This is a genomic window from Mycobacterium parmense (genome assembly GCF_010730575.1).
Lineage (GTDB): Bacteria > Actinomycetota > Actinomycetes > Mycobacteriales > Mycobacteriaceae > Mycobacterium > Mycobacterium parmense.
In genome coordinates this window covers 5722152-5745434 of record NZ_AP022614.1, presented here as the reverse complement: position 1 = coordinate 5745434, position 23283 = coordinate 5722152, and the positions used below count along the sequence as shown (strand labels likewise).

23 protein-coding genes are annotated in these 23283 nt (G+C 64.3%); 5 read left to right on the top strand and 18 right to left on the bottom strand.

Annotated elements, in window-relative coordinates; all coding sequences use genetic code 11:
• Window positions 1-507: 507 nt before the first annotated feature.
• The 3 genes from G6N48_RS28765 to G6N48_RS26685 all read right to left on the bottom strand — a co-directional run bounded on the left by G6N48_RS28765 (window position 508) and on the right by G6N48_RS26685 (window position 3371).
• Window positions 508-1587 carry a PE family protein gene (locus G6N48_RS28765; protein ID WP_197745608.1) on the bottom strand — a complete coding sequence of 360 codons (1080 nt, stop codon included), beginning with the start codon at window positions 1585-1587 and terminating at the stop codon, window positions 508-510.
• A gap of 115 nt (window positions 1588-1702) precedes the next feature.
• Window positions 1703-2170 carry a hypothetical protein gene (locus G6N48_RS26690; protein ID WP_139825837.1) on the bottom strand — a complete coding sequence of 156 codons (468 nt, stop codon included), beginning with the start codon at window positions 2168-2170 and terminating at the stop codon, window positions 1703-1705.
• Between the two features lie 520 nt (window positions 2171-2690).
• Window positions 2691-3371 carry a hypothetical protein gene (locus tag G6N48_RS26685; protein WP_139825838.1) on the bottom strand — a complete coding sequence of 227 codons (681 nt, stop codon included), beginning with the start codon at window positions 3369-3371 and terminating at the stop codon, window positions 2691-2693.
• A 167-nt stretch (window positions 3372-3538) separates the two neighbouring features.
• Here G6N48_RS26685 and G6N48_RS26680 point away from each other — a divergent pair, with 167 nt between their 5' ends.
• Window positions 3539-3928, top strand: coding sequence for a hypothetical protein (locus G6N48_RS26680; protein WP_139825839.1), 390 nt, complete (start codon window positions 3539-3541; stop codon window positions 3926-3928).
• A gap of 38 nt (window positions 3929-3966) precedes the next feature.
• Here the strand turns inward: G6N48_RS26680 and G6N48_RS28760 are convergent, their stop codons facing one another.
• The 11 genes from G6N48_RS28760 to G6N48_RS26625 form a co-directional block, all read right to left on the bottom strand.
• Window positions 3967-4098 carry a hypothetical protein gene (locus G6N48_RS28760; protein ID WP_269475426.1) on the bottom strand — a complete coding sequence of 44 codons (132 nt, stop codon included), beginning with the start codon at window positions 4096-4098 and terminating at the stop codon, window positions 3967-3969.
• Window positions 4099-4614: 516 nt separating this feature from the next.
• The gene (locus tag G6N48_RS26670; RefSeq protein WP_085269874.1) at window positions 4615-6195 is read right to left on the bottom strand and encodes an acyl-CoA synthetase; all 1581 of its coding nucleotides are present in this window, start codon (window positions 6193-6195) and stop codon (window positions 4615-4617) included.
• A complete protein-coding gene (locus G6N48_RS26665) occupies window positions 6192-7157 on the bottom strand; it encodes an alpha/beta hydrolase (protein WP_085269875.1) in 966 nt (321 codons plus the stop codon). Before G6N48_RS26665 ends, G6N48_RS26670 begins: the two co-directional genes overlap by 4 nt.
• Window positions 7157-8416 carry an acyl-CoA dehydrogenase family protein gene (locus G6N48_RS26660; RefSeq protein ID WP_085269876.1) on the bottom strand — a complete coding sequence of 420 codons (1260 nt, stop codon included), beginning with the start codon at window positions 8414-8416 and terminating at the stop codon, window positions 7157-7159. Before G6N48_RS26660 ends, G6N48_RS26665 begins: the two co-directional genes overlap by 1 nt.
• Window positions 8417-8430: 14 nt before the next feature.
• Window positions 8431-9300 (bottom strand): SDR family oxidoreductase, encoded by an 870-nt coding sequence (locus G6N48_RS26655; protein ID WP_085269877.1) that lies wholly within the window; start codon window positions 9298-9300, stop codon window positions 8431-8433.
• Between the two features lie 23 nt (window positions 9301-9323).
• Window positions 9324-10196 carry a MaoC/PaaZ C-terminal domain-containing protein gene (locus tag G6N48_RS26650; protein ID WP_085269878.1) on the bottom strand — a complete coding sequence of 291 codons (873 nt, stop codon included), beginning with the start codon at window positions 10194-10196 and terminating at the stop codon, window positions 9324-9326.
• 3 nt (window positions 10197-10199) lie between these two features.
• Window positions 10200-10649, bottom strand: coding sequence for a type II toxin-antitoxin system Rv0910 family toxin (locus G6N48_RS26645; protein WP_085269879.1), 450 nt, complete (start codon window positions 10647-10649; stop codon window positions 10200-10202).
• A 32-nt stretch (window positions 10650-10681) separates the two neighbouring features.
• Complete coding sequence (locus G6N48_RS26640) at window positions 10682-11872, bottom strand: lipid-transfer protein (RefSeq protein ID WP_085269880.1); 1191 nt, start codon at window positions 11870-11872, stop codon at window positions 10682-10684.
• 105 nt (window positions 11873-11977) lie between these two features.
• Complete coding sequence (locus G6N48_RS26635; RefSeq protein WP_085269881.1) at window positions 11978-12559, bottom strand: TetR/AcrR family transcriptional regulator; 582 nt, start codon at window positions 12557-12559, stop codon at window positions 11978-11980.
• 362 nt (window positions 12560-12921) lie between these two features.
• Window positions 12922-13332: a DUF732 domain-containing protein gene (locus G6N48_RS26630; protein ID WP_085269882.1), complete on the bottom strand. Its 411-nt coding sequence runs from the start codon at window positions 13330-13332 to the stop codon at window positions 12922-12924.
• 193 nt (window positions 13333-13525) lie between these two features.
• Window positions 13526-14971 (bottom strand): class I adenylate-forming enzyme family protein, encoded by a 1446-nt coding sequence (locus G6N48_RS26625; protein WP_085269883.1) that lies wholly within the window; start codon window positions 14969-14971, stop codon window positions 13526-13528.
• A gap of 118 nt (window positions 14972-15089) precedes the next feature.
• On the opposite strand from G6N48_RS26625, the gene G6N48_RS26620 reads away from it, so the two are divergent.
• The 4 genes from G6N48_RS26620 to G6N48_RS26605 all read left to right on the top strand — a co-directional run bounded on the left by G6N48_RS26620 (window position 15090) and on the right by G6N48_RS26605 (window position 18714).
• Complete coding sequence (locus G6N48_RS26620) at window positions 15090-15911, top strand: SDR family NAD(P)-dependent oxidoreductase (protein ID WP_085269884.1); 822 nt, start codon at window positions 15090-15092, stop codon at window positions 15909-15911.
• Window positions 15908-17050, top strand: coding sequence for an acyl-CoA dehydrogenase family protein (locus G6N48_RS26615; protein ID WP_085269885.1), 1143 nt, complete (start codon window positions 15908-15910; stop codon window positions 17048-17050). The genes G6N48_RS26620 and G6N48_RS26615 overlap by 4 nt, the downstream gene beginning before the upstream one ends.
• Window positions 17047-17493, top strand: coding sequence for a Zn-ribbon domain-containing OB-fold protein (locus G6N48_RS26610; protein WP_085269886.1), 447 nt, complete (start codon window positions 17047-17049; stop codon window positions 17491-17493). The genes G6N48_RS26615 and G6N48_RS26610 overlap by 4 nt, the downstream gene beginning before the upstream one ends.
• 102 nt (window positions 17494-17595) lie before the next feature.
• A complete protein-coding gene (locus tag G6N48_RS26605; protein WP_085269887.1) occupies window positions 17596-18714 on the top strand; it encodes a phosphotransferase in 1119 nt (372 codons plus the stop codon).
• 19 nt (window positions 18715-18733) lie between these two features.
• Here G6N48_RS26605 and G6N48_RS26600 read toward each other — a convergent pair whose 3' ends face one another.
• Genes G6N48_RS26600 through G6N48_RS26585 form a run of 4 tightly spaced genes read right to left on the bottom strand, consistent with a single transcriptional unit; the run spans window position 18734 to window position 23278 of the window.
• Window positions 18734-19555, bottom strand: a complete 822-nt coding sequence (locus G6N48_RS26600) for a mycofactocin-coupled SDR family oxidoreductase (RefSeq protein ID WP_020188800.1) — start codon at window positions 19553-19555, stop codon at window positions 18734-18736.
• Window positions 19556-19570: 15 nt separating this feature from the next.
• Window positions 19571-19981 (bottom strand): Zn-ribbon domain-containing OB-fold protein, encoded by a 411-nt coding sequence (locus G6N48_RS26595; protein ID WP_085269888.1) that lies wholly within the window; start codon window positions 19979-19981, stop codon window positions 19571-19573.
• A complete protein-coding gene (locus G6N48_RS26590; protein WP_085269889.1) occupies window positions 19978-21114 on the bottom strand; it encodes a thiolase C-terminal domain-containing protein in 1137 nt (378 codons plus the stop codon). The genes G6N48_RS26595 and G6N48_RS26590 overlap by 4 nt, the downstream gene beginning before the upstream one ends.
• Before the next feature lie 13 nt (window positions 21115-21127).
• Window positions 21128-23278: an acyl-CoA dehydrogenase gene (locus G6N48_RS26585; protein ID WP_085269890.1), complete on the bottom strand. Its 2151-nt coding sequence runs from the start codon at window positions 23276-23278 to the stop codon at window positions 21128-21130.
• Window positions 23279-23283: the final 5 nt, after the last annotated feature.

Below are 23283 nucleotides of genomic sequence, written 5' to 3'. Positions count from 1 at the left end.
TGGCATTGCTTATCTCCTAGCTTGTTTCATGCGCTCGCGGTTCCACCTAGAGTGCGCGGCCCTCTGTGCTTTCAAGGATGTCGCGGATAGGGGTGCGGCGACCTCGGTGGAAATGCTGCGGAAAAGCCTTGTTACTGCTTGTTCTGTGAGCCTAATTTCGGTCGCCAGCCGGACCTTCGCGGCCCCCTGAGCGTCAGCGTATTCGGCGGAAAGTTCAACCTTGCGGTCGATAGCTTCCCCGATCATCGACAAGACCTGCTCTTCAGCGGCTGACCAAACCAAATCCCGGCCGGCCCTATTCGATGAATCGGCGAACTCCGCGTCGAGGGACGCCAGAAGGCGCTGTGCCTCAGTGCTTTTCGGTATGCGACGCATTATTTTAGTCTAGCCTGTTTCCTACGTCTATCCATGCCCAGCCAAATCGCGTGTTTCGGCCATGTCCCGGCGGGGTCGGGAGGGACGGGTTAGGCCCCCTCGGGTAGTGGCAGCGATCGGCTCCCCCTGGGGCTACGCCAGGAAGGGTGAGGCCACGACGTTGAAGAGGGGTGTCACGATGTTGATCACGACGTTGCCGGTGGCGTCCGCGGCGAGTGTGTTGCCGAAGACGGCTGCGAGGCCGCCGGTGCCGAGAGCCGTGAGGTTGCCGCTAGCGTAGGCGGTGCTGTTCAGGCCCACGACGGAGGCGAGGGCGTAGCTGCCGGGCGCGGTTGGACTGGTGCCGCCGCCAAAGGCGGTGCTGCCGGCCCCTAACGCATCGGCGAAGTTGACGCTGCCGTTGACGGCGTAAGCGGTGCTGTTGGCGCCGAAGGTGATGGCGGTATCGAGGTTGCCGTTCTCGGTATACGCCGCGCTGCCGTTGCCGAAGGCGGAGGCCATGTTGAGGTAACCGTTGGTGCTGACGGCCACGCTGTTGGTGCCGACGGCACTGGCGAAGTTCGGAATTCCCGTGCTGCCGGCAACGGCATCGGCGAGGCTGCCGGTGCCGACCGCGGCAGCGATGTTACTGAAGCCGCCCTGGCTGTAGGCCACGCTGTTGGCGCCGAAGGCGGCGGCCGTGTCGTAGATGCCGCCCGTGCCGACCTGGGCCAGGCTGTTGTTGCCGATGGCGATCGCGGAGTCGAGGAAGCCGCCCCCGGTGACGCTTGCGCTGCTGTTGGCGCCGAAGGCGATCGCCACGCTGCCGAGGTTTGAGCTGGCGGTCGCGCTGCCTGACTGAAGCAACGTCAGCCCACCGACCGAGACCGCCAGGTTAGGAGCTGGCAGATCCTGAGCGAGGGTTTGCTCCAGAGTTTGCAGAGGTCCCGCGTTGGCGGCCTCGGTGCCCGCATAGGCCCCGGCACCCGCATGGAGGGCCTGCACAAACTGGGAATGAAACTTCGCCGCCTGGGCGCTCAGCATCTGAAATGCGTTGCCGTGGCTGGAAAAGAGCGCCGCAATCGCCGCCGACACCTCGTCACCCGCAGCAGCTGTCACCGTGGTGGTCGGAGCCGCTGCCGACGCGGATGCTTCACTCAGCGACGAGCCGATGCTCGCCACATCCGCAGCCGCCGCCTGCACAATCCCTGGTGTTGCGCTCAGATAGGACATCGTTGTCCCCCATCCAGGCCCCTGGGCCATCGGAAATAGACCAGTTTTATCAGTATCGCGCGTTTCGGCGCCAAAATCTGGGGAGTTTCCTCAATTTAACGGATTTCCGAAACTCTTACGGCAACGCCGGCAAGGCTCCCGGCATCGCACGGATGACGGAAAACACCAACATGGAACCCAACATCGACAGGACCAGCCACGCCGCAAAAGTCGGGCGAGAACGTGGCAGGGAGTCCCCGATGTTCGGTATCCCCCCGAGGGCGGCCCTGACCGGTCGCAATATTCCTTCCCCAAAGCTGTGCGTACCGATCAGCGCCATGCCAACTCCTGCGGCGACAGCGCCCACGACCTCGTACTGGACAAGTCGCAACCCGCTCGCTCCGGCAACCACACCGACAACGATCAACAGCAGCGCGCCCCATATGGGGAAGAACCACAATGCTCGAACACCCGTGTTACGAGTCCAGGTGTAAGTGTCTTCCAGTGCCGCTTCACGGTCGACCTCATCGCCAGCCGCCCACCGTTGCGCGAGGCGGAATCGTCGGCTCTCGGGACGATGCACCACTAACGACATCACCAGCACGGCGGCACCGGCCGGTGACAACGGCGGCCTCGACGTAGTGAGTGGACTTCTCGAAAGCGACAACAACAAACGACCACAGAAGGTAGGCCGCCAGCGTCGAGGCGAACACTCCTACCCGGATCACCCACGAGTACCGCGCCCCGTACCGATCCCATGCCCACTGCCATAAGCGATTCACGCCGTGAGGCTAGCCTGAGCCGCCGAAAACGATCTGCGATTGGTTCACCAGGGCATCCCCGGTGATTGGCGCGGCGGCGGGGCAGGCATCCCGGCCGGTGCCAACCTTCTGCTGCGCCAGGCCGCGAGGTAATCGCCATCAGGCACGCAGCCCTGCGGGGTGATCGGCTTGTTCGGTAGAGCGTTGAGACAGCGGCTGTCGGCGGCGGCTGTGGTGCTGCGGTACTGACCTTCCAGTTGACCAGGCGCTGCGCCGCGTCCCAGACCTCGGCGGCGGTGCCGCCGGTCAGGAACTCCGCTGGCACGCCGGTATGCGCGCTCACTGCTGCGATGAACTCAGGTGTCACTGGCTGGACGGGTCGAAAGATTCCCCGTTCGTGTACGGCTTAGCCGTGATCGCGGGCGAGTACGGATCGAGCAGTGGCGGCGGCGGGTTGTCGTTGGTGATGGCCTTGGTCAGGGCCGCATGGTTCTGCGCCAGGACGGCGTGCTGCTTGGCCTTCAGCGTGGCCTCGGCCTGCGCGTCATCGAGGCCAGGAACTCTGGACACTAATGCATGCGATAGCCAGTCGGATGGGAGGCCACGAGATGCCAGGTAGTCCGGCAGTTCCTCGGCCAGGTTCGCGATCTGGTCATCAGGGGCCGAGCGGATCAATTCCTCCACCGCTGCAATCAGTTTGGCCTTGTCTGTGACGCTATCCAGCACCCGCTCCTTGCGGTGCCAGAAGGACTGCGCCGCAAGTCGGGCTTCGATATCGTTGTCGACCTTCTGGCCCTTGACCAGATCGTCCACGCGGCTTTGGGCGGCGTCGGCGTCGGCCTTGGCAGCATCCAGGGCGGGCTGCGACGCGAGCGGAGCATCGGACACTTGGAAGGCACCAGCGTTGTCCTTCAGAATTTCTGGTGCGATGTTGGGCGAGTGCGCTCCGCGCCAGTCCGAATACATCTGCGCCACAGCCTGTTGCGTCCGCAGGCCATGCTCGACCGGCGTAGTACCGCCGGGGTGGGTGAAGCCTAGCGGCACGGGCGGCGGGTATGCGGGACGTGACGGGCTGGTGCCCGGCAGGGGGCTGAATGGTGACTGGGCGGGCCTAGCAGATGCTGCCATAGCGTTCAGCTTCGGGCGTCGGGATCGACATTTTCTCCTGGGCTGTGCAAAATACCGGCGTCCGCCAACGGAAGGGAGGCGAGGTGGTGAACGGCTTTGCGGTCGCCTTTGCAATCTTGTTCGCAGTCTTTGTAGTGGTAGCGGTCCTCGCCGGTCGCCAGGGGCGGGCTAACGCGAGGGATGGCGTGACCGCTCACTGGGAAGGGCTGCGCATCACTGACACCGAGTTGATTGAGGGCTATGACGCGAACGCCAGCCGCTATCCGCTCAACGGCCTAACGGCGCGAGTCGAGGACAGCACCATCCCCATTGGTGGCCGCCATGAGCGTCGGATTCACGTGATCGTCGAGGGACCAAACACCGCGGTGGTCAAGGGCAGGAAGGTCACCGCCTTTAACAACGGTGAACCTTCTGCGAGGAAGTTCGTGACTGCACTGAACAACGCCAGCCACCAGCTGGGTCAGTCGAACTGAATCATCGGTGACTGTACGTGCACCGTGCCGCGCCGGGGTCAGGCCAGGCCGAGCGGCGCTTCACTCGCCGTCATCGGCGTCTTGACCGCTGCCGCGTCGGGGTTTGCCTCAACGACACGGAAGATGCCCGGCAGGGAGTCCTCCTCAACGTCGAGGTACTCGCAGACCACTTCCGCAGCGGCGGCTGCGGCGCGCAGTCTCAGCGCCAGGGTTATGGCAGCGCCAGGTTGCGCAGCGCCTGCCCGCGTGCGCTACGTTCTTGGGCCACTTGGCCCGCATGCGGCCATGACAATCAGGTCTACTGAGTACGCCGGTAGCTGAATCGTCGCGACATGACGGCGCCGCTCGCGTACCGAATCCCATTCGCGGTTCGTCGGCCTCTGCCCCGGCAGCATCGCGGCGGGCTCCTCGCGGCTGGTCGCGCCGGTCTTGGCCATCGCGCGGTAGATGTGGCCTTCAACGGTGCTTCGACGGTGCGCACCGAGAGGTTCAGCCTGGCGGCAACGGCCCGATTGGGCAAGCCGTCACCGATCAACATCACGATTTCTCGTCGCGATCAGTAAGGGGCAACCTCTCCGCCGCTCGGCGCAGCGCTGGGGTGAAGGCGCCGCCGCACTGGTCGCAGGATAATGAGATAAACAGACACTGATTTGACTCCTTCAGACCCGCGCCGACCCCTTCGTCGCCTAGTTGCCGTTGAGTTGTCTTCGTAGGACTTTGCCGGTTTCGTTGCGCGGCAATTGGTTGACGAAGATCACGTCGCGCGGGATTTTGTGCCGAGCGAGATGTGCACGGACGTGCAACTTGACGGCATCGGCATCCAGCGTTGATTCGGGCCGGCTGACCACGTAGGCGGCCAGTCGTTTACCGAATTCGGCATCGTCGACACCAACCACAGACGCCTCGAGGATGTCAGGATGATCGGCGAGTAGATTCTCGACCTCCAGCGGGAAGATGTTCTCGCCGCCGGAGACGATCATGTCGTCGTCGCGGCCGTCGATGAACCACAGGCCGGTTTCATCGAAATGCCCGGTGTCGCCTGTGGACAACAAATTCTCGACGCTCTCTTTGTTCCCGCCGTCGGTGTAGCCGGTGAAACTCAGACCACTGGACACAAACACCGTTCCGATCTGCCGGGGCTTGGTGACCTTGCGGCGACGCTCGTCGAAGATAGCCACCGTGCAACCCACCGGCGGACGGCCGACAGTGCCGGGCGCGCGACGCAATTCGTCTGGCGTGGCCACCGCGGCGACGGCCACCTCGGTGGATCCGTACAGGTTGTAGAGCACAGCGCCGAACGCGGCGTAAGTACGGCGGCACAGGTCGGGCGACAACGCAGAGCCGGCAGCAAAAAGCACTTTCAGCGACAAGGTGTCGTATTTGGCCAGCACATCTGGACCTAGGTCGAGGATGCGCTGCAGCATTGTCGGTACCAGCACCACCGCGCCGACTCGATGCTGCGCGATCGCCTTCAGTGTCGCCTCTGGGTCGAAGCGACGTGTCATCACCACATGATTGCCCAGCATCAAACCCAACGCGCAGGTCGCCAAGCCGGTCGCATGGAACAGTGGAGCGGCAATGTAGTAGACGCCGTCGCGCGGCCACGGGATGCGGTCGAGCAACTGCGCGGACTGCGACGGGTCAATTCGATTGCGCGGCACACCTTTCGGTGTCCCGGTGGTTCCACTGGTAAGGATGGCCATACCACCTGGCTGCCGGGGCGCCGGTAGCGACGACGCCGACTGCGTTTCGGCCAATTCGGCGAATCGCCGGCTGGTGAAGCGCAAGATCTCCGGCGGCAGCGTGGCCAGGATGCTGTCGAACTCATCGTCGGCCAGGATGCAGCTGACCTTCTCCCGGGTGGACACGTCCGCCAGTTGTGGGCCGGCGAAGCCGGTGTTCATCAACACCGTGCGGACGCCGATTTTGTTGGCCGCGCTCAGGGTCACCAGGACATCGCGGCTATTGCGTTGCAGCGTCGCGATTACGTCGCCGGCCTCAACGCCCTTGGCCAGCAAGCCGCGTGCCAACGCGTTGGACGCCTGCTCGAGTCCACCGAAGCTGACGGTGCCGTAGTCGTCGGTGATGGCAGGCGCGTCCCGGTACCGCGCCGCGGTATGGCTGACCAGCCCTCCGATCGCTCCGTAGCGGCGAATCGCCAGTAGCGCTCGCACCGCCTGGTCGGGTCGGCGCAGGTCGACCGCGCCGCGTCGGGCCAGTACCCGGGCGGCCGCCAATCGGCCACGAATGCCGTTGAGCCCGCTCATGACAAATGCTCTGCCTGACCGACCATCGCACGCAAAAATTCACCGGCCGTCTTCAAGCTCGCCAGGCTCCCATCGTCACGGTGCGGCCACAGCCAGTAGCCGTGCATCAGGCCGGGCCACAACACCTCTTCGCAACGCCCACCGGCCGCGCGCACCAGCTTTGCGAATGCCTCGGCGTCGGCGCGCATCACCTCCCGTGACCCGTAATGGACCTGCGTTGGTGGCAGATCGGCCAGATCGGCGTTCAGCAGGCACAGCCGCGGATCCGCGGGATCGGAATCGCCGACGTACAGTGCGACGGCGCGTGCCGCGGTACGCGGATCGAGCGGTTGACGCCGAGTACGTGGATCGGCGATCGAGGCGCGGTAGGCCGGATCGATCAGCGGCCCGAACAACGCCAAACCCGCCGGCGGCGGCAATCGTTGGGCTTTGGCCTGCAGTGAGAGCCCGATCGCGAGATGTCCGCCGGCCGAGTCGCCGGCGATGACGATCTTCGTCGGGTCGTGCCCCTGGTCCAGTAACCAGCGGTAGGCGGCAACCGCGTCGTCTTCGGCGGCTGGGAAAGGGTGCTCAGGCGCCAGACGGTAATCGATGACGAACGCGGGCATGCCTGCGTATTTGGCCACCCGCGACGCGAACCCGCGGTGAGTGCGCGCCGAGCAGATCAGATAGCCACTGCCGTGCAGCACTAGTACGACGCCGACGTCGCCGTCGACGCCGGGGGGCCAGACCCATTCACCAGGGATACCCGGCGGCCCGGGCCGCACCCGGGTGCCCGGCACCGGCGGACTACTGCGGGCGATCGCGTGGTCGGCGAGCGGGCGCAACCGGGCCAGCATTTCCTGGCGGGTCAGCAATCCGCCGAGCATCAGGCTGAACGACGTCCGGGCGAAGGGCAGGTAAGACAGCCCATGCAGCGGGGAAACAGATCCGCGCCGCAACCCGTTGGCCCGCGGTCCCATCAGGCGAGCAGCCCCTTGGCGATATGCGTCACCTGTACCTCGTTGCTACCCGCGTAGATCATCAACGACTTGGCATCTCGAGCCAACTGTTCGACGCGGTACTCGGCCATGTAGCCATTACCGCCGAACAGTTGCACGGCCTCCATCGCGACTTCGGTGGCAGCCTCCGACGAGTACAGCTTGATCGCCGAGGCCTCGGCCAGCGACGGCATCTTGCCGGCTTGAGCCTTCTCCAGGGTTTGGAACACCATGTTCTGCACGTTGATCCGGGCGATCTCCATCTTGGCCAGCTTGAGCTGAATCAGCTGGAACTGGCCGATGTTTTTGCCCCACAATGTGCGGGTCTTGGCGTAGTCGATGCACAGCCGGTGGCACTCGTTGATAATGCCCAGCGACATCAGTGCGACGCCGATGCGTTCGGCGGAGAAGTTGGCCCGCGCGCTCTCCCGCCCGTCCCCACCGGAGTGCTGTTCGGTCTCGCCGAGCAGGCGGTCCGGTGAGAGCCGGACGTTGTCGAAGAACAGTTCGCCGGTCGGCGAGGACATCATCCCCATCTTCTTGAACGGCTTGCCCTGCGCCAATCCGTCCATGCCGGCGTCCAACACGAATGTCAGCACCGGCCGGTTGCGCTTGTCCTCGGACCCGTCGTCGAGCTTGGCGTAGACGATTATCACGTCGGCGTAGGGTCCGTTGGTGACGAATGTTTTCTGCCCGTTGAGAATGTAATCGGCTCCATCGTTGTCGGCGGAGCGCCGAACTGTGGTCTTCATTCCGCCGAACGCGTCAGAGCCGGAGTCAGGTTCCGTGATCGCCCAGGCGGCGATCTTCTCCAGCGTCATGAGTTCGGGTAGCCACCGCTCCTTTTGCGCCAGCGTGCCGCGGCTCATGATGGTCGCGGCGCCAAGCCCGAGACTGACGCCGACGGTGCTGAGCAGGCCGAGGCTGACGCCGGCAAGTTCGGAAATCAGCACCGCGGCCATCGATCCCTGCGCGCCCAGGCCGGCGAACCCTCGCGGCGGCTTCTCCGCGGTGTCGTTGTCTCGCTTATCTTCTTGCTTCGCCCGCTCCCTATCCAGCATCGTCTTGGTCGCTTCGGCGGCCAGGACGTCGAGACCGAACTCGCTGAACAGCTTGCGCGCGATCGGATATGGCGAGATTTCACCGGTTTCCAGCGCATCGATGTGGGGCCGGATCTCTTTGTCGATGAATCCGCGGATGGAGTCCCGCATCATGAGGTCGGTGTCAGACCATTCGAACATGTTCCGCTCCTCGACTACTGCGGCAGGCGACTGGCGATGTCGTCGATCAGCCAGGGGCCGTCGGTCTCGATGGTGTCGACGTCGTGCCAGCCGGACAGTGACGAAATCGCGCCGCCCTGAACCGCGTACACCTTGCCGGTGATCGGACATTTGTCGGTGGCCAGATAGGCGACCAGCGGTGAGATGTTGGACGGACTGAACAGGTCGAGTTCGCCCTCTTCGGGCTCGGACATCAGCGAGCCCATGCCGGGTGTGGCCAGGGTGAGCCGGGTGCGTGCGATCGGCGCGATCGCGTTGACCCGCACGCCGTACCGCTCGAGTTCTTCGGCGGCGATCAGCGTCAGCGCTGCGATGCCTGCTTTGGCCGAGCCGTAGTTGGCCTGGCCTGGGTTGGGCAGTGTCACTCCGGAACCCGAGGCTGTATTGATCACCGCGGCGTTGGGCTGGTCACCAGCCTTCGACTGGGCTTTCCAGTAGGCGGCCGCGTGGTGCAGCATCGCGAAGTGTCCCTTCAGGTGGACCGCGATGACCGCGTCCCACTGGGCCTCCTCCATGCCGGCGATGAATGCGTCGCGCAGGATGCCTGCGTTGTTGACCAGGATGTCGAGGCCGCCGAACTCGTCGATCGCCTGTTGCACAACGCTTTCGGCGCCCGCCCAAGTCGACACGTCCTCGGTGTTGACGACCGCAGATCCGCCGGCTTTGTTGATCTCGGCGGCGACCTCCTGGGCCGGGCCGGTGTCGGCGCCCTCGCCCTCGTTGCTCCCGCCGAGATCGTTGACGACGATCTTGGCGCCCTCCTTGGCGAACAGCAGCGCGTGTTCGCGTCCGATGCCGCGGCCTGCGCCGGTGATGACCGCGATCCGGCCTTCCAATGCACCCATCGTGGTGAAACTCCTTGGTTGTGTCAGTCGGCCAGTACGGCCAGTCCGTCGGTGATGGCGATTTCTTCGCCGTCGTCACGGCTTCGTGCCGTTTCGAATGCGTAGCTGGTGGTTCCGTCGCTGCTGCCGACTTTCCAGATCCTGGTTTCCAGGTCGTCGCCGGGCAGCACCGGCTTGGAGAAGCGGACCGCGAACCGCTTGAGCCGGTTGACGTCCGAGTCGGCCAGCTCGGTGAGCACCGCCCACGACGTGAATGCCATGGTGCACAGGCCGTGCGCGATGATTCCCGGCAACCCGGCGTCGCGGGCCACTTCCTCGTCGAGATGGATCGGCATCGGGTCACCGGCCGCGGGTGAGTAGCGGAAGGTCTGGTCGTGGTCGACGTGCTGAACGACTTTGGCAACCGGGGCCTGTTCTCTCAGCGTGTCGTCGAACTTGTGCTCAGGGCTGAGGTCGCCGACCGTCTTGCCCACCGACATGCCTCGCACGAACGTGGTGACGTACTGCTCGTTGACCAGTTCGCCGTCCTCGGTGCGGCATTCGAGCAGGATCGCGGCGCGGGTGCCCTTCTCCAGCCCCTGGTAGCCGATCATCTTGCCGCGCGATACCAGCTTGTCGCCGGGGCGGATCGGCCGGTGGAAGTGGAAGTCCTGCTCGCCGTGCACGATTCGCGGGATGGCCTGGGCCGGCATCACGTCCACCGCGGGCGTGAGCAGCGCCGCGAAAGCGGGGACGATCGCGAACACCGGTGGCGCAACGTCCCCTTTGCGGTGCGCCTCGATCGGGTCATTCGTGGCTGCGGCGTATTCAACCAACCGCTGTTGGGTGACGTCGAATCGCTCGTCGTCGGTCCAGCGGCCCAGGCCGGTGTCGTCGAATTGCAGTGTTTCGGCCATAGATTAGGCCTCGGACATCTCGGCGGACGCCAGCGCGTCGAGCTGGTCGAGTGTCTTGTCGAGTTGCTGTACGCCGTCTTTCTCCACGGCCTTGCCCAGCGCGCCTTTGATCATCGCGCCCTCGAAGTCGCCGGAAACAGTGAATGTCGAGCCCTGGTCGGCCGGGTCGATGACGAAGGTGAACTTGGCCTTTACCCCGGCCATCCCGGTGCCCGAGAGTACCAGCGAGCGTGGCGCTTCGAGCTCGTCGATCGTCCACTCGATCTTGTTCGCCATCCCCAGCATGACGATCTTGGCCGTCAGTTTTGCACCTACAGTCGGAGCGTCGGGCGGGCTCTCGAGCCACTTCTCGTGGACGGTGAACCATTTGTCCCAGTTGGCCAAGTCGGTGACCGTCCCCCACAGCGCCTCCGGGTCGGCCGACAGTTCGCGGGTTGCCTCGATGTGTCCCATGGTTGTTCTCTTTCGAAAGTTGCTCGGATGGTTCAGCGTTCGGCACGCTGATAAGCGGTGACGACAGCCGCACCGCCGAGTCCGATGTTGTGTTGCAACGCGGCGGTGACGTTGTCGACCTGCCGCTTGTCGGCCTTGCCGCGAAGCTGCCAGGTCAACTCGGCGCACTGCGCCAAACCAGTGGCCCCCAGCGGGTGCCCTTTGGAGATCAGGCCGCCGGACGGGTTGACCACCCACCGCCCGCCATAGGTGACGTCACCGTTGTCGATGAGTTTGGGCGCCTCGCCTTCGCCACACAGACCCAAGGCTTCGTAGAGCAGCAGCTCGTTGGCCGAAAAGCAGTCGTGCAATTCGATGACCTGGAATTCGTCGGGTCCCAGTCCGGATTGTTCGTAGACACGTTGAGCGGCTTGCACATTCATGTGGTAGCCGATCAGACCCTTGCAGGTGCCGTCGAAGCTGTTGGCAAAGTCGGTCGTCATCGCCTGCCCGACGATCTCCACTGCCTGAGCGGCCAGGTTGTGTCTGTCCACGAACGCTTCCGACGCCAAGATCGCCGCGCCCGACCCGTCGGAGGTCGGTGAGCACTGCAGTTTGGTCAGCGGGTCGTAGATCATTCGCGCAGCCAGGATGTCGTCCAGCGAGTACGACTCCTGGAACTGGGCGTACGGGTTGTTGACCGAATGCTTGTGATTCTTATAGCCAATTTTGGCAAAATGTTCGGCGGTGCTGCCGTATTGCTGCATGTGTTCACGGCCCGCGGCCCCGAACATCCACGGCGCCGGCGGGAAGAGCACCTCGGAGATCTCGGCCATCGCCATGATGTGCTTTTCCATCGGGTTGGTCCGGTCGTCGTAGGTGGACTCCAGCGAGCCAGGCTTCATCTTCTCGAAGCCCAGCGCGATGGTGCAATCGGCCAGCCCGCCCCGAATCGCCTGCGCGGCAAGGTACAGCGCTGTAGACCCGGTCGAACAGTTGTTGTTGACGTTCACGATCGGGATCCCGCTCAACCCCAGTTCATAGAGCGCCCGCTGGCCCGAGGTCGACTCACCGTAGACGTAGCCGACGTAGCCCTGCTCGATCGCGGCGTAGTCGATGCCAGCGTCCTCGAGCGCCTTGGTGCCGGATTCGCGCGCCATGTCCGGGTAGTCCCAGTTTTCCCGGCGCCCCGGCTTCTCGAACTTCGTCATCCCCACGCCGATGACGTAGACCTTCTGTGACATCTCGCTCCCTCAAACTGACGCAGCCCCGCCACGAAACATACACACCTGATTGCATCTTTGCAACGGCCCGAGATTCGACTCAGCAGGGCTCGCGGAGGGTGGGAGTCAGTCCACGGAATCGGCGGTCAGCAGCCCGCCGGCGGCAATCCGTAGTTGCTCAGCCGCCCGGTGCCACCGGCGGCGCGCGCGATCGGTGTCGCGATCGACGAAACTTGCCAGCAGAATCCCCCGCAGCGCGTCCATCGCGGTGTAGACGAAGTTGCGCAGGTCTTTGCGTGCGGCGTGGTCGGGCACCAGTTGAGCGATCGCCGAAATCAGCGTGCTGTTGACCAGCGGCTCGACTCGTTCGACATGGCTTGCCAGCACTGCGTCGGTGCGTGCGGCGACCCAAAGCTCAACGGCTGCAATGAACATCGGGCCCTGGTGCGCCTCCCACAAAAAATCCAGCATCGTCGAGACCGGGTCGCTCGTGGCAGTCATTCTGCCGAACTCGCGCATGGCGGCCTGGACGCGTTGCTGTGCGAGATGTTCGATCGCCGCCACCACCAGATCTTCCTTCGCACGGAAGTGGTGGATCTGGGCTCCCCGGGTCACACCGGCACGCTCGGCGACCCGTGGCGTGGTGGTGCCCGCATATCCGTAGGTCACCAGGCACTCGATGGTGGCATCGAGCAACCGCGTTCTCATGGCCGCACTTCGCTCTGCCTGAGTGCGCCGCACTCGTCGTTCGCCGACTTCCACCACGTCTTCTCTTGCCTTAGCCTTCGGGGCCAACTTACACTCCGTTGGGAATGTTACCGGACCGCCCTTCGACGGCGTGACGTTCTAGATTCAAGTCTTGGCCATCGCGCGGTAGATGTGGCCTTCAACGGTGCTTCAACGGTGCGCACCGAGAGGTTCAGCCTGGTGGCAACGGCCCGATTGGGCAAGCCGTCACCGATCAACATCACGATTTCTCGTCGCGATCAGTAAGGGGCAACCTCTCTGCCGCTCGGCGCAGCGCGGGGGGCGCTCTGCAGGTAAGCGCTGTTCGCGTGCTGGTCTTAGCCTCAGTAATAGGTACCGGGCGCTGCGACTCCGCCTGGCGGTTGGTAGCCCGCGGCTGAGTTCCGAAGCTGCCATATCAGCTCAGGGCACAGCAAGTTGACCGCATATGAGACCAGGTAATTGGCCGCGAACTCATCGTTGGGGGTGACGTCATTCTTCACGTCACCCATGACTTGCCCGTAGGCCTCTCCTCGGCCGACCTTGTCGCAGATCCCGTGGCCATAAGTAAGTGCGTCGTTGTTCGGAAAGCCGTAATGCCGCCGCACCACCACGTCGTAGACATACTCGACCTCAGGCGCTGGGGCGGCATGCGCCCTCGGTGGTGGCGTCAGCACGAGCAAGCCGACGGCTGCCGCGGTGAGAATCAAGGCGACCAGCGAGGCCCGGCTCTTGGTGGCTGGCGGCTCGAACATAGACCGAGACGTTAAACTATATAACGAATAAGGTCTAGGTCCATCGCCGCACAAGTCCAGCCGGACCACTGAATTGGCCGCCGCTGTTCGGCACCCCCTACTAGATCGGCCAACGGGTGGCCCTGACAGCTATCGCTCCGTATCAGATGCTCGGGAACGTCTCTCGCCGTCCAGGCCGGCCTAGGTAGATAACTCACGGTGACGCAATGTGCTGACGCTCCAGATGTATCGCCTGAAGTGCGGCGCGAACGACCTTGCCCGCACCGTTCAGCGGCAGTTCGGCGACCGAATACCAGTATTGCGGAACCTTGAAGCCGGCTAGCTTGACGCGGGTAAACGAAGCCAGTTCCTCGGGCCGTGGAGGATGACCCGAGTCCGTCGGGACTATGAACGCGGCCAAGGTCTCCCCCAGTCGCGTGTCCGGCACGCCTACAACCCCGACCGCAGCAACCGCGGGGTGGGCGCTCAACACATTCTCGACTTCTAACGGATAGACGTTCTCTCCGCCGCGAACCACCATGTCGTGCCGACGACCACAAAGACGGAGATAACCATCATCGTCCATCAAACCCAGATCCCCGGTGTGCAACCATCCATCGGCGGCCTGGCCGGAAAGGTGCGCCGCCGCGGCCAAAACTTCCCCGATTCCCGCCCCGTCCGGTTCACCAATCCGCAGACGTAGGCCGCTCACGGGCCGGCCGACGGTGCAGAGAATCCTTGAGTTGTTGACTGCGGCCTGTCGATGATCGTCCGGGCCCAAGCTGGTGATCGGGCTGCCCTCGGTTTGGCCATAGAGACTGACGATCGCGACGTCCGCTAGGACGTCAAGGACGCGGCGCAGTGTGTCGACGGTGATCGGCGAGGCGCCGTAAATCAATGTCTTCAGCGGAACTGCGTCGAGAAGTCCCTCGCTGAGCAACATCTCGATCATGGTCGGCACGAGCAGACAATGGGTGGCTTCGAGGCGCTTGAGGGTGCGCCACCAATCGAAGGAGAATCTGGTGGTGCAGATAACCGCCGCCCCGACGGTGAGAGCCACGAGGACGTTGCCCAATCCTCCGATGTGGTGGATTGGTGAGCCGGTGGCGTAGCGATCGTCGGGGCCGATGTTTATCAGGCGACTCAACAGCTCGGCGCGGGCGTCGAGCACCGGCTCGGTGAGCGGAACGCTTTTGGGAACTCCGGTCGTTCCCGCGGTGTGCAGATAGATCGCGGTGGGACCCGGTTCCGGGTGCAACGGACGCCCCGATGCAGCCAAGAACGGAATTGTCACCGCCCGTATCCCAACCGCGTCTCCAACCTGCCGAGCGGTCTCGGCGGACGCGGCCTCAGCCAGCAGGACTGACGAGCCGCTCCGGCGCACCGTCTCAGCCAGCTCGGCGGTGGTCTGCCGCGGCCCGAGCGGAGCGAGCGGTCTGTTGACGGCGGCACCACCGAACAAGAGAGCGAGTGCGTCGGCGTTAGTGCTGAGCAGCGCTGGGATCGGCTGGCCTAACTGCACATCGAGGTCAACCAGCAGGTCCGTGGCGGTGACTGCCTTTCCAATCAGTTCGCGGCCCGTGACGGCGCCCGCCTCGCCAATGACCGCTGCACGGTCGCTGCGTTCGTGAATTGCGCATATCCGCTCGAGCCACGTCATATGACCGGCCGAACTGAAGTAGTTGAGTGATTAGTTCTCAACGTGTCTCCTCGCCGTTCCACCAAAACGATAAATAGTTTACTGTTTACAAAACTGCCGCGAAGGAGGGCACGGCGACGTGCGGATCATTGTCACGGGCGGAAGCAGTGGGGTCGGAAAGGCGACCGCACACGCAATGGCCGCCGCCGGTCACGAAGTGGTGATCGCTTGCCGGACTCTGACAAAGGGACGCGAGGCCGCTTCGTCGATGCCCGGCGACGTCGAAGTGCGCGAGTTAGACTTGGCCGACCTCACCAGCGTGCGTAAGTTCGCCGACACTGTCGACTACGTCGACGTGTTGGTGAACAACGCCGGTGTGTTGGGCTTGCCGCTGACTCGAACCGCGGATGGCTTCGAGGCTCACATGGGCACTAATCACCTTGGCCACTTCGCGTTAACCTGCCTGCTCGGCGACCGGATCCGCGAGCGGGTCGTGGCGGTGGCCAGCACCAACTACAACACCGCCCGCATGCACTTCGACGACCTCAACTACCACCGTCGCCGCTACAACCCATGGTCGGCCTATGGGGAATCCAAGCTGGCGAACCTGCTGTTCGTGCGGGAACTGGTTGCCCGCGGCAAGACCGCCTATGCTTCCGATCCCGGCATGACGGACACCGGAATCACCCGTAACGGTTCGGGTGTATTGCAGTGGGCGGGCCGAGTGCTCTCGCCGCGCATCGCGCAGCGCCCAGCTGACGGGGCCCGCTCGACCATTCAGGCGATCACCACGACCTTGCCCAACGGCACCTACATTGCGCCGCGCGGCCTGATGCACCAGTGGGGCACACCGAAGCCCACCAAACTCAGAGACAAGGCGCGCGACGCGGACAGCGCGCGGCGGTTGTGGGAGATCTCGGTCGAGCTCACCGGCTGTGAGTGGCAGGACAACCGGTCATGACGGTCGAGCGCCTGCTGCCGACGCCAGAAGCACGCGAACTGGTTCGGCTGGCCGGCGACGTCGCCGACAAGGTGCTCGATCCGATCGTCGACGAGCATGAGAAGAGCGAAACCTATCCCAAGGGAGTCTTCGCGACTCTGGGTGAGACCGGGCTGCTGACGCTGCCCCACCCGCAGGAATGGGGCGGCGGCGGACAGCCCTACGAGGTATACCTGCAGGTTCTCGAGGAGCTGGCCGCTCGGTGGGCGGCAATCGCCGTGGCTGTCAGCGTCCACGTGCTGTCCTGCCATCCGTTGATCGCGTTCGGCACCGACGAGCAACAACAGCAGTGGCTGCCGACCATGCTAAGTGGTCACACGATCGGCGCCTATAGCTTGTCCGAGCCGCAGGCCGGTTCCGACGCCGCCGCATTGACCTGTAAAGCCGCCGCGGTCGACGGCGGTTACCGCGTCAACGGCGCGAAGGCGTGGATCACCCATGGGGGCGTAGCAGATTTCTACACCCTCTTCGCCCGCACAGGTGAAGGTGGACGCGGCATTTCATGCTTCTTGGTCGAAAAGGACACCGACGGGCTTACGTTCGGCAAACCCGAGGAGAAGATGGGCTTGCATGCTATCCCGACCACCACAGCGCACTACGACAATGCATTCGTGTCTGCCCAGCGTCGGATCGGTGTCGAGGGGCAGGGTCTCCAGATCGCCTTCAGTGCACTGGATTCTGGACGCCTGGGCATCGCCGCGGTGGCCGTCGGGCTGGCGCAGGCAGCCCTCGACGAGGCGGCGCGCTACTCCCAACAACGGACGACTTTCGGCCGCAAGATCATCGATCATCAAGGCCTGGCATTCATGCTGGCCGATATGGCGGCCGCCGTCGACTCTGCCCGTGCCACCTACCTGGACGCGGCGCGCCGCCGCGACACCGGACTGCCCTACTCGCGCCACGCCTCGGTGGCAAAGCTCGTCGCGACCGACGCCGCAATGAAGGTCACCACCGACGCCGTCCAGGTGTTCGGCGGCTACGGCTACACCAGGGATTACCGTGTCGAGCGCTACATGCGCGAAGCCAAGATCACCCAGATCTTCGAGGGCACCAACCAGATTCAGCGGCTGGTGATCGGTCGATCGTTGGTAGGGTCATGAACTACCAACGTCCGCAGTTGCGATTGGCACCCACCCCTACCGCCGAGTCGCTTGCGTTCTGGACCGGAGGGCGCAACGGCGAGCTGCTGATCACCCGCTGCCACGGTTGCGGCCACTTCTTCCATCCGCCGGGACCGGCCTGCTGGCGTTGTCGCAGCACCGACGTTGCACCGGAGCCCGTCTCAGGGCGGGCGACCGTTGCGGCGTATACGGTCAACCGACAGACCTGGATTCCGGGTTTCGAACCGCCCTACATCGTGGCGATGGTGGAGCTTGCCGAAGAACCCGATACCCGGTTGATTTCCAACGTGGTCGACGTTGACCCGGAGAAGATGCGTGTCGGGATGGCTGTCGAGGTCTTTTTCGAAGACTGGACCGCGTTGTCGGGTGAGGAAGAGAGCCGGGTGTGGTTGCCGTTGTTCCGCCCGATTAAGGCGACGTAGTCAGGCGTTTCTGCTTTGGGGCGGCAAACCGGCTCCGTCCGGCCGATTCGGTGCTAACGTGACAGTCAACTGTCATAGTTAATCTCACCGACGAGGACTGTAATGACCGGACAAGCCCTGCAAGTCACGCTTCAGTCCGCCGACGACATCACGCCCGGCGTTATGACGTCGCTGCTGCGCCGACACGATCCCGAGGCGACGGTTACCGGCGTCACGGTCGGGCACACCTGGCAGGGCACCACGTCGCACCTGCACCTCGATGTGAACTACGCCGATCCGCAGACTCGACTTCCGCAGCGGCTCTTCATCAAAACGCAACTGAGTACGGTGCACGACCTGCCGGAGGCGTTCGACGAGTCGCTGTCGGAAGGCGGCGGCGGGACCGTGTTGTATGACGACGAGACAAGGTTTTACCGCGACCTACGTCCGGGCCTGGACGTCGAGACGATGACGACCTACTTCGCCGACCACCTCGATGGTCCGTCGCAGTTTCTGATCCTCGGAGAGGACATCACGTTACGCGGCGCGCAGGTCCCCGACGCGACGGCCGGTCTTACCGTCGAGCAGGCCGACGCGCTGCTGGCAACGTTGAGCCAGCTGCACGCTCCGTTCTGGGGCAGCCGGCGGTTGGCCGACGGCGGCGACTTGTCCTGGTTACAGGATCCCATTACCGGGGGGTTTGCAACCTTTCTACGGGACAACGGGTTTGAGATAATTCGTGCTCTCATCGATGCCCCTTATAAGAAGGCGCTTCTCGATGCTACCGGCACTGACATGGACGGTATGGAGGCGGCGTTCTGGAGGCTCCAGGAGCGGGTTGCCCGCGACCCGATCACGGTGTTGCACGGGGACCCGCATCCGCGCAACACGTATGTGCTGCCTGACGGCCGGATGGGTGTCCTTGATTGGCAGCTGATCCGACGCGGCTCGTGGTCGCACGACGTCGGTTATGCGTTGATTGCCGCATTGTCCCCGGAGCTTCGGCGGGCCCACGAGCACGAGCTGTTGGACAATTATCGCGGCCGGCTGCTCGACGCCGGCGTCACATCGGTGCCCGACCGCGACGCGATGTGGACCGCATATCGGCAGAGTCCGGCTTGGGGTTTTTGCATGTGGGCGATCGCGCCCGATCAGATGTATTCGGTCGAGGTCGTGGGCGCGGTACTTGGCCGCTTCGCGGAGGCCTATTACGACCTGGGCACCGGCACCTTGTTGAGCTGACTCCGTGCGGCAGCAGCCGTCAGGTCATGTTCATGCCGGCGTCGAGCATTAGCGTTGTGCCCGTGTAATACCGGCCACTGTCCGAGACCAGGAACAACACCGTCTCGGAGACATCAGACGGTTCGATCACCGTCACCGGTAGGGCGTTAGCCATCGCCTTGGCGAGATGCTCATTCTGGGCGATCACCTCAAACAGCGCCGGATTCTCCACGATCATGGCGGTGTTGACACCGGTCGGTGCGATCGCCATGACACGGATATTTTTGGCTGCCATACGCTGTGCGTAGGCCCGTACCAGCCCAGTGACGCCGATTTTGGCCGCGGCGTACGCATCCGCGCCGCCGCTGCCGTCAGTCAGTGCCTTCAGACCAGCCATCGAGCTGGTGGCGACTATGGCACCGCCGCGATCGGACTTCATCATGTGGGCGCTTGCGATCTGCAGGGTGTTCCACACACCGGTGAGCAGCACGCCGATGCCGAGTTCCCACGCCGCCTCGGGATCGGGCTCGTCGACCCGGTTCAATACGATCCCCGCGTTAGCCACCACCGTATCTATGTAGCCGAATTCTGCGACGCCATCATCGAAAGCGGCCTGTAGTGTTTTGCGGTCGCGGACGTCAGCCTGACGGGCGATCATCCGCTGACCGGTCTTCTCCACCAAGTTGACGGTCTCGTCGAGGTCTTCCGGCGTGGCCATCGCATACAGCACGCCGTCGAGTTGGCGACAGATGTCGACACCAACGATATCGGCACCTTCCTCGGCCAACCGGACTGCGTGCGACCGTCCCTGGCCCTTGCCAGCTCCGGTGATGAAGGCGACGCGACCGTCCATTCTGCCCATTGCCACTCCCAGCCTTTACTTGATTACAAATTCGGGTATGCAATAACCGCTTTCGCCGAGCTCGACGATGCGTAGTTCAACTTGCTGTCCGATACGGACGTCGGTGGGATCGGCGTTGATGACGGCGTTGATCCGTAGGCCCGGCTGCTCGACCAGTTCGACGAGGCCGACTACGTAAGGGGGCACGCGGCCAGGAACGAGGGCCTGGCGGACCACGATGTAGCTGAATATCGTCCCGTCGCCGCTGACCTCCTCGAAGTGCACGGGGCCGCCGGTGTACCGGCTGCGTTCCAACGGCGGATGGATCCACTTCCCGGTGTCGTCGCAACGGCACAGCATGAACTTGCCGTTCTTCAGGGCCTCCCAGTACGGCGCCGAGTCGGGATCGGGCACCGGAACGGGCGGCGCGAGTGCGGGATTCGTCATGGGCGCTCCTTGCTGTAGACGTTCGCGCCGCCGAAGGGCCCGCCGCCCGCGGTTACCAGCGCCAGTTGGGCGTCCTTGACCTGACGCACACCGGCTGCGTGCCGCAGTTGCAGCGCTGCCTCGTAGTGGTGGTTGAGGCCGTGGATGTACCCCTCGGACAGGAGCCCGCCGTGCGGATTGACCACCACGTCACCGCCGTAGGTGGCACGTCCCGTTGAGAAGAACTTGCCCACCTCGCCTTTCTCGCAGAAGCCGAATCCCTCCATGGTGGCCATCACGGTGTAGGTGAAGCAGTCGTACATGCACGCCACGTCCATGTCGAAGGGACTCAGACCTGTCTTTTCCCAAATCTTCGGGCCCGCTGTGCGCGAGTACATCTCGGTGGGGTCATCCCATTCGGTCCAGCCGGAGCCGCCCTGCGAGTTCGACGATCCGACTAGCCACACGGGCGGCTGTTTCGCATCGCGGGCGATGTCTTCGCCGGCGATCAGCACCGCTACCGCGCCGTCGACCTCCGAAGTGCAGTCCAGTACCCGGAAGGGCTCGTTGATCCAGCGCGCCGCTAGATAGTCGTCCATGGTCAGCGGTTCGCGTCTCAGAGCGTGTTCGTTAGGCCCCGCATGATTGCGCTGAGTGATCGCGATGTGCCCCAAATCCTCGCAAGTGGAACCGTACTCATGCTGATGGCGCCGGGCCCACATCGCGAACCACTGCGGCGGCACCATGAAACCGGACGCGGTGTCGAACTGGTCGTGGTGCTGCACCTGCATCGGCCCCTCGATATGGCCGAACCGGTAGCCCGAGCGGCCGTTGAGTGACCGGTACACCAGCACGGCCTTGCACATGCCGGCCTCGATGACCGCGGCGGCGGTGGCGATTTGATCAGCCACGAGGTTGCCGCCGCCGTACATGGCGTTGGCCCAAGCCAATTCGTCGATGCCAAGCGCCCATCCGACGAAGATCGGCTGCTCGGAGTCGTTGGCCATGAAGGTGCAGATGCCGTCGACGTCGGTCGGCCTCAGGCCGGCATCGTCGATGGCATCGCGACAGGCGGCCACGGCCATGCCGCGGGTCGTGCGGCCGGAGTTGCGGGAATACTCGGTGCGACCGATCCCGACGACGGCACAGGACATATGACGCTCCGATCTACTTCGGTGCCGAATCGCGGGGCAGGCCCAGAATGCGCTCCGCGATCAGGTTTCTGACGATTTCCGACGTACCGCCGGCGATAGTCAGGCACCGGCTGAACAGATAGTCGTGCACAACTTTGGGTTCCTCACCGACCAGGATGGCCCGGTCGGCAATCCGCAGCGCCAACTCTGCCACCCGCTGAGCATGCTCAGCCCCGAACAGCTTGGCGATGTTGCCTTCGATCCCGGGCCCGGCGTCGAAGACGGCTCGGGCAGCCTGCCGCAGGTTCAGCGTGGCCAAGGTGTAGGACTCGATCAGCAATGCACCGACCTCGCGGGCAACGCCACTGTCGCCGGGTCGATGCCGCTTCAAAAGATCGATCAAAGCTTCTGCGGTCATGGTGACCGAGCCACCGCCGATCGACACCCGCTCGTTGCCGAACGCCGCCATCGCCACGCTCCAGCCGTCGTTCACGGCGCCGACCACGTCGCGATCGGGCACGAAGACGTTGTCGAGAAAGACTTCGTTGAACAGCGTCTCGCCGGTGATCTCGGTGAGCGGGCGGATCCGCACCGCCGGATCGGAGAGGTCAATGATCATCGCCGTAATGCCCTTGTGCTTACGCACTTTCGGATCGGTGCGCACGGTGGCCAGCCCGCGTTGGCAATTCACCGCATCACTGGTCCATACCTTTTGACCGCTGACCACCCAGCCGTCGGCGACCCGCGTGGCCTTGGTGGCAACTGCCGCCGCGTCCGAGCCCGCGCCGGGCTCACTAAAGAGTTGGCACCACCGCAGCTCGCCCTCAAGGCTCGGCCAGATCAATCGGTCTACCTGCTCCTTGCTGCCGTGCTGCAGGAGCGTGGGAACCACCCATTCGCCGAGTCCGAGGCTGGGTTTGTCCAACCCATCCAGGGCGTCCTCGATGATCAACTGCTCGACGCTGTCTGCACCCCGGCCGTACGGCGCGGGCCAGTGCGGTTGCAGATAGCCGCTGCGCGCCCAGAGCCGTTGGCGATCACCTGCGTCGGAGGCCTCGAGTTGGCAGCGAAAGTCCAATGCGGCCTGCCGATACTGCTCGGCATCCTCGGGTAGGTCCACCGAGTGCCGCCGGCGCATTCCGCTGCCTTGCAGCGCGATAACCCTGTCCTGCAGGGCATCCTGGCCACCGGCGAAGGCCTGCAGGACGGTGGCCCGCCTGATGTAGAGGTGGGCGTCGTGCTCCCAGGTGTAGCCGATGCCGCCGTGCACCTGCACGTTTTGCAGCGACACCCGCTGATAGGCGGTCAGCGCGTGTCCGGCGGCCATCGCGGCGGCCAGTTCGGCCTCCGCGCCGACGGCGCGCGCGGCGTCCCATGTCGCGGCAGTGGCGAGCTCGGTGTCGACAAGCATGTTCGCGCAGTGATGTTTGATCGCCTGGAACGAGCCGATGGGCCTACCGAACTGCTCGCGGCCGGCGGCGTACGCCGTGGCCATCTCGGTGCAGGCGCCCAAACCGCCGACGGCTTCGGCTGCCGCCAGCAGACGAAGAATCCGCACCGCTGCCCCGGCTGCGCCGGGGAACACCTCGGCGACGCGAACGGAGTCCAGGCCGGCCACGATCACGGGTGCGAGCAGCTGATCCACGGAGTCAATGGTTCGGATGCTGACTCCGTCGCCGGCCTGCACCACGACGAGGTCGGCATCGGCGGGAAGCAGGAACAGGTCGGCGGCCGCCTCGGCAAGCGCGGGAACCGCGCCGGCCGAGACCACCGAATCCCGAAGGACCGCATCGCCGTTCGTGCCGATGCCGGCGACCACGTCGCCGGATACTAACAGCGGCAACCACCGCTCACGCTGCTCGTCGGTCCCTACTTCGGCGATCACCGCGGACACCGCGACCGTGGGAAGAAACGGCCCACCCACCGCGGCGCGACCGAGCTGCTCCAACAGAATCGTCAGTTCAGGCAGTCCGTAACCCTGACCGCCGAATCTTTCGTCGATGTGCAGCCCAAGCCACCCGGTGGAGACCATCTCTTTCCAGAGCCCATCGGTCGACCACCACGCACCGCTCTTTTCGCGGTCGAGCAGGATCCGGCGGGCACCCGCGGTGCCCGCGCGCCCGGCCACCATGGCAGCCGCGACTTCGGCGAGCGCGCGATGATCTTCGGTTATCGCTAATGGCACTGGCA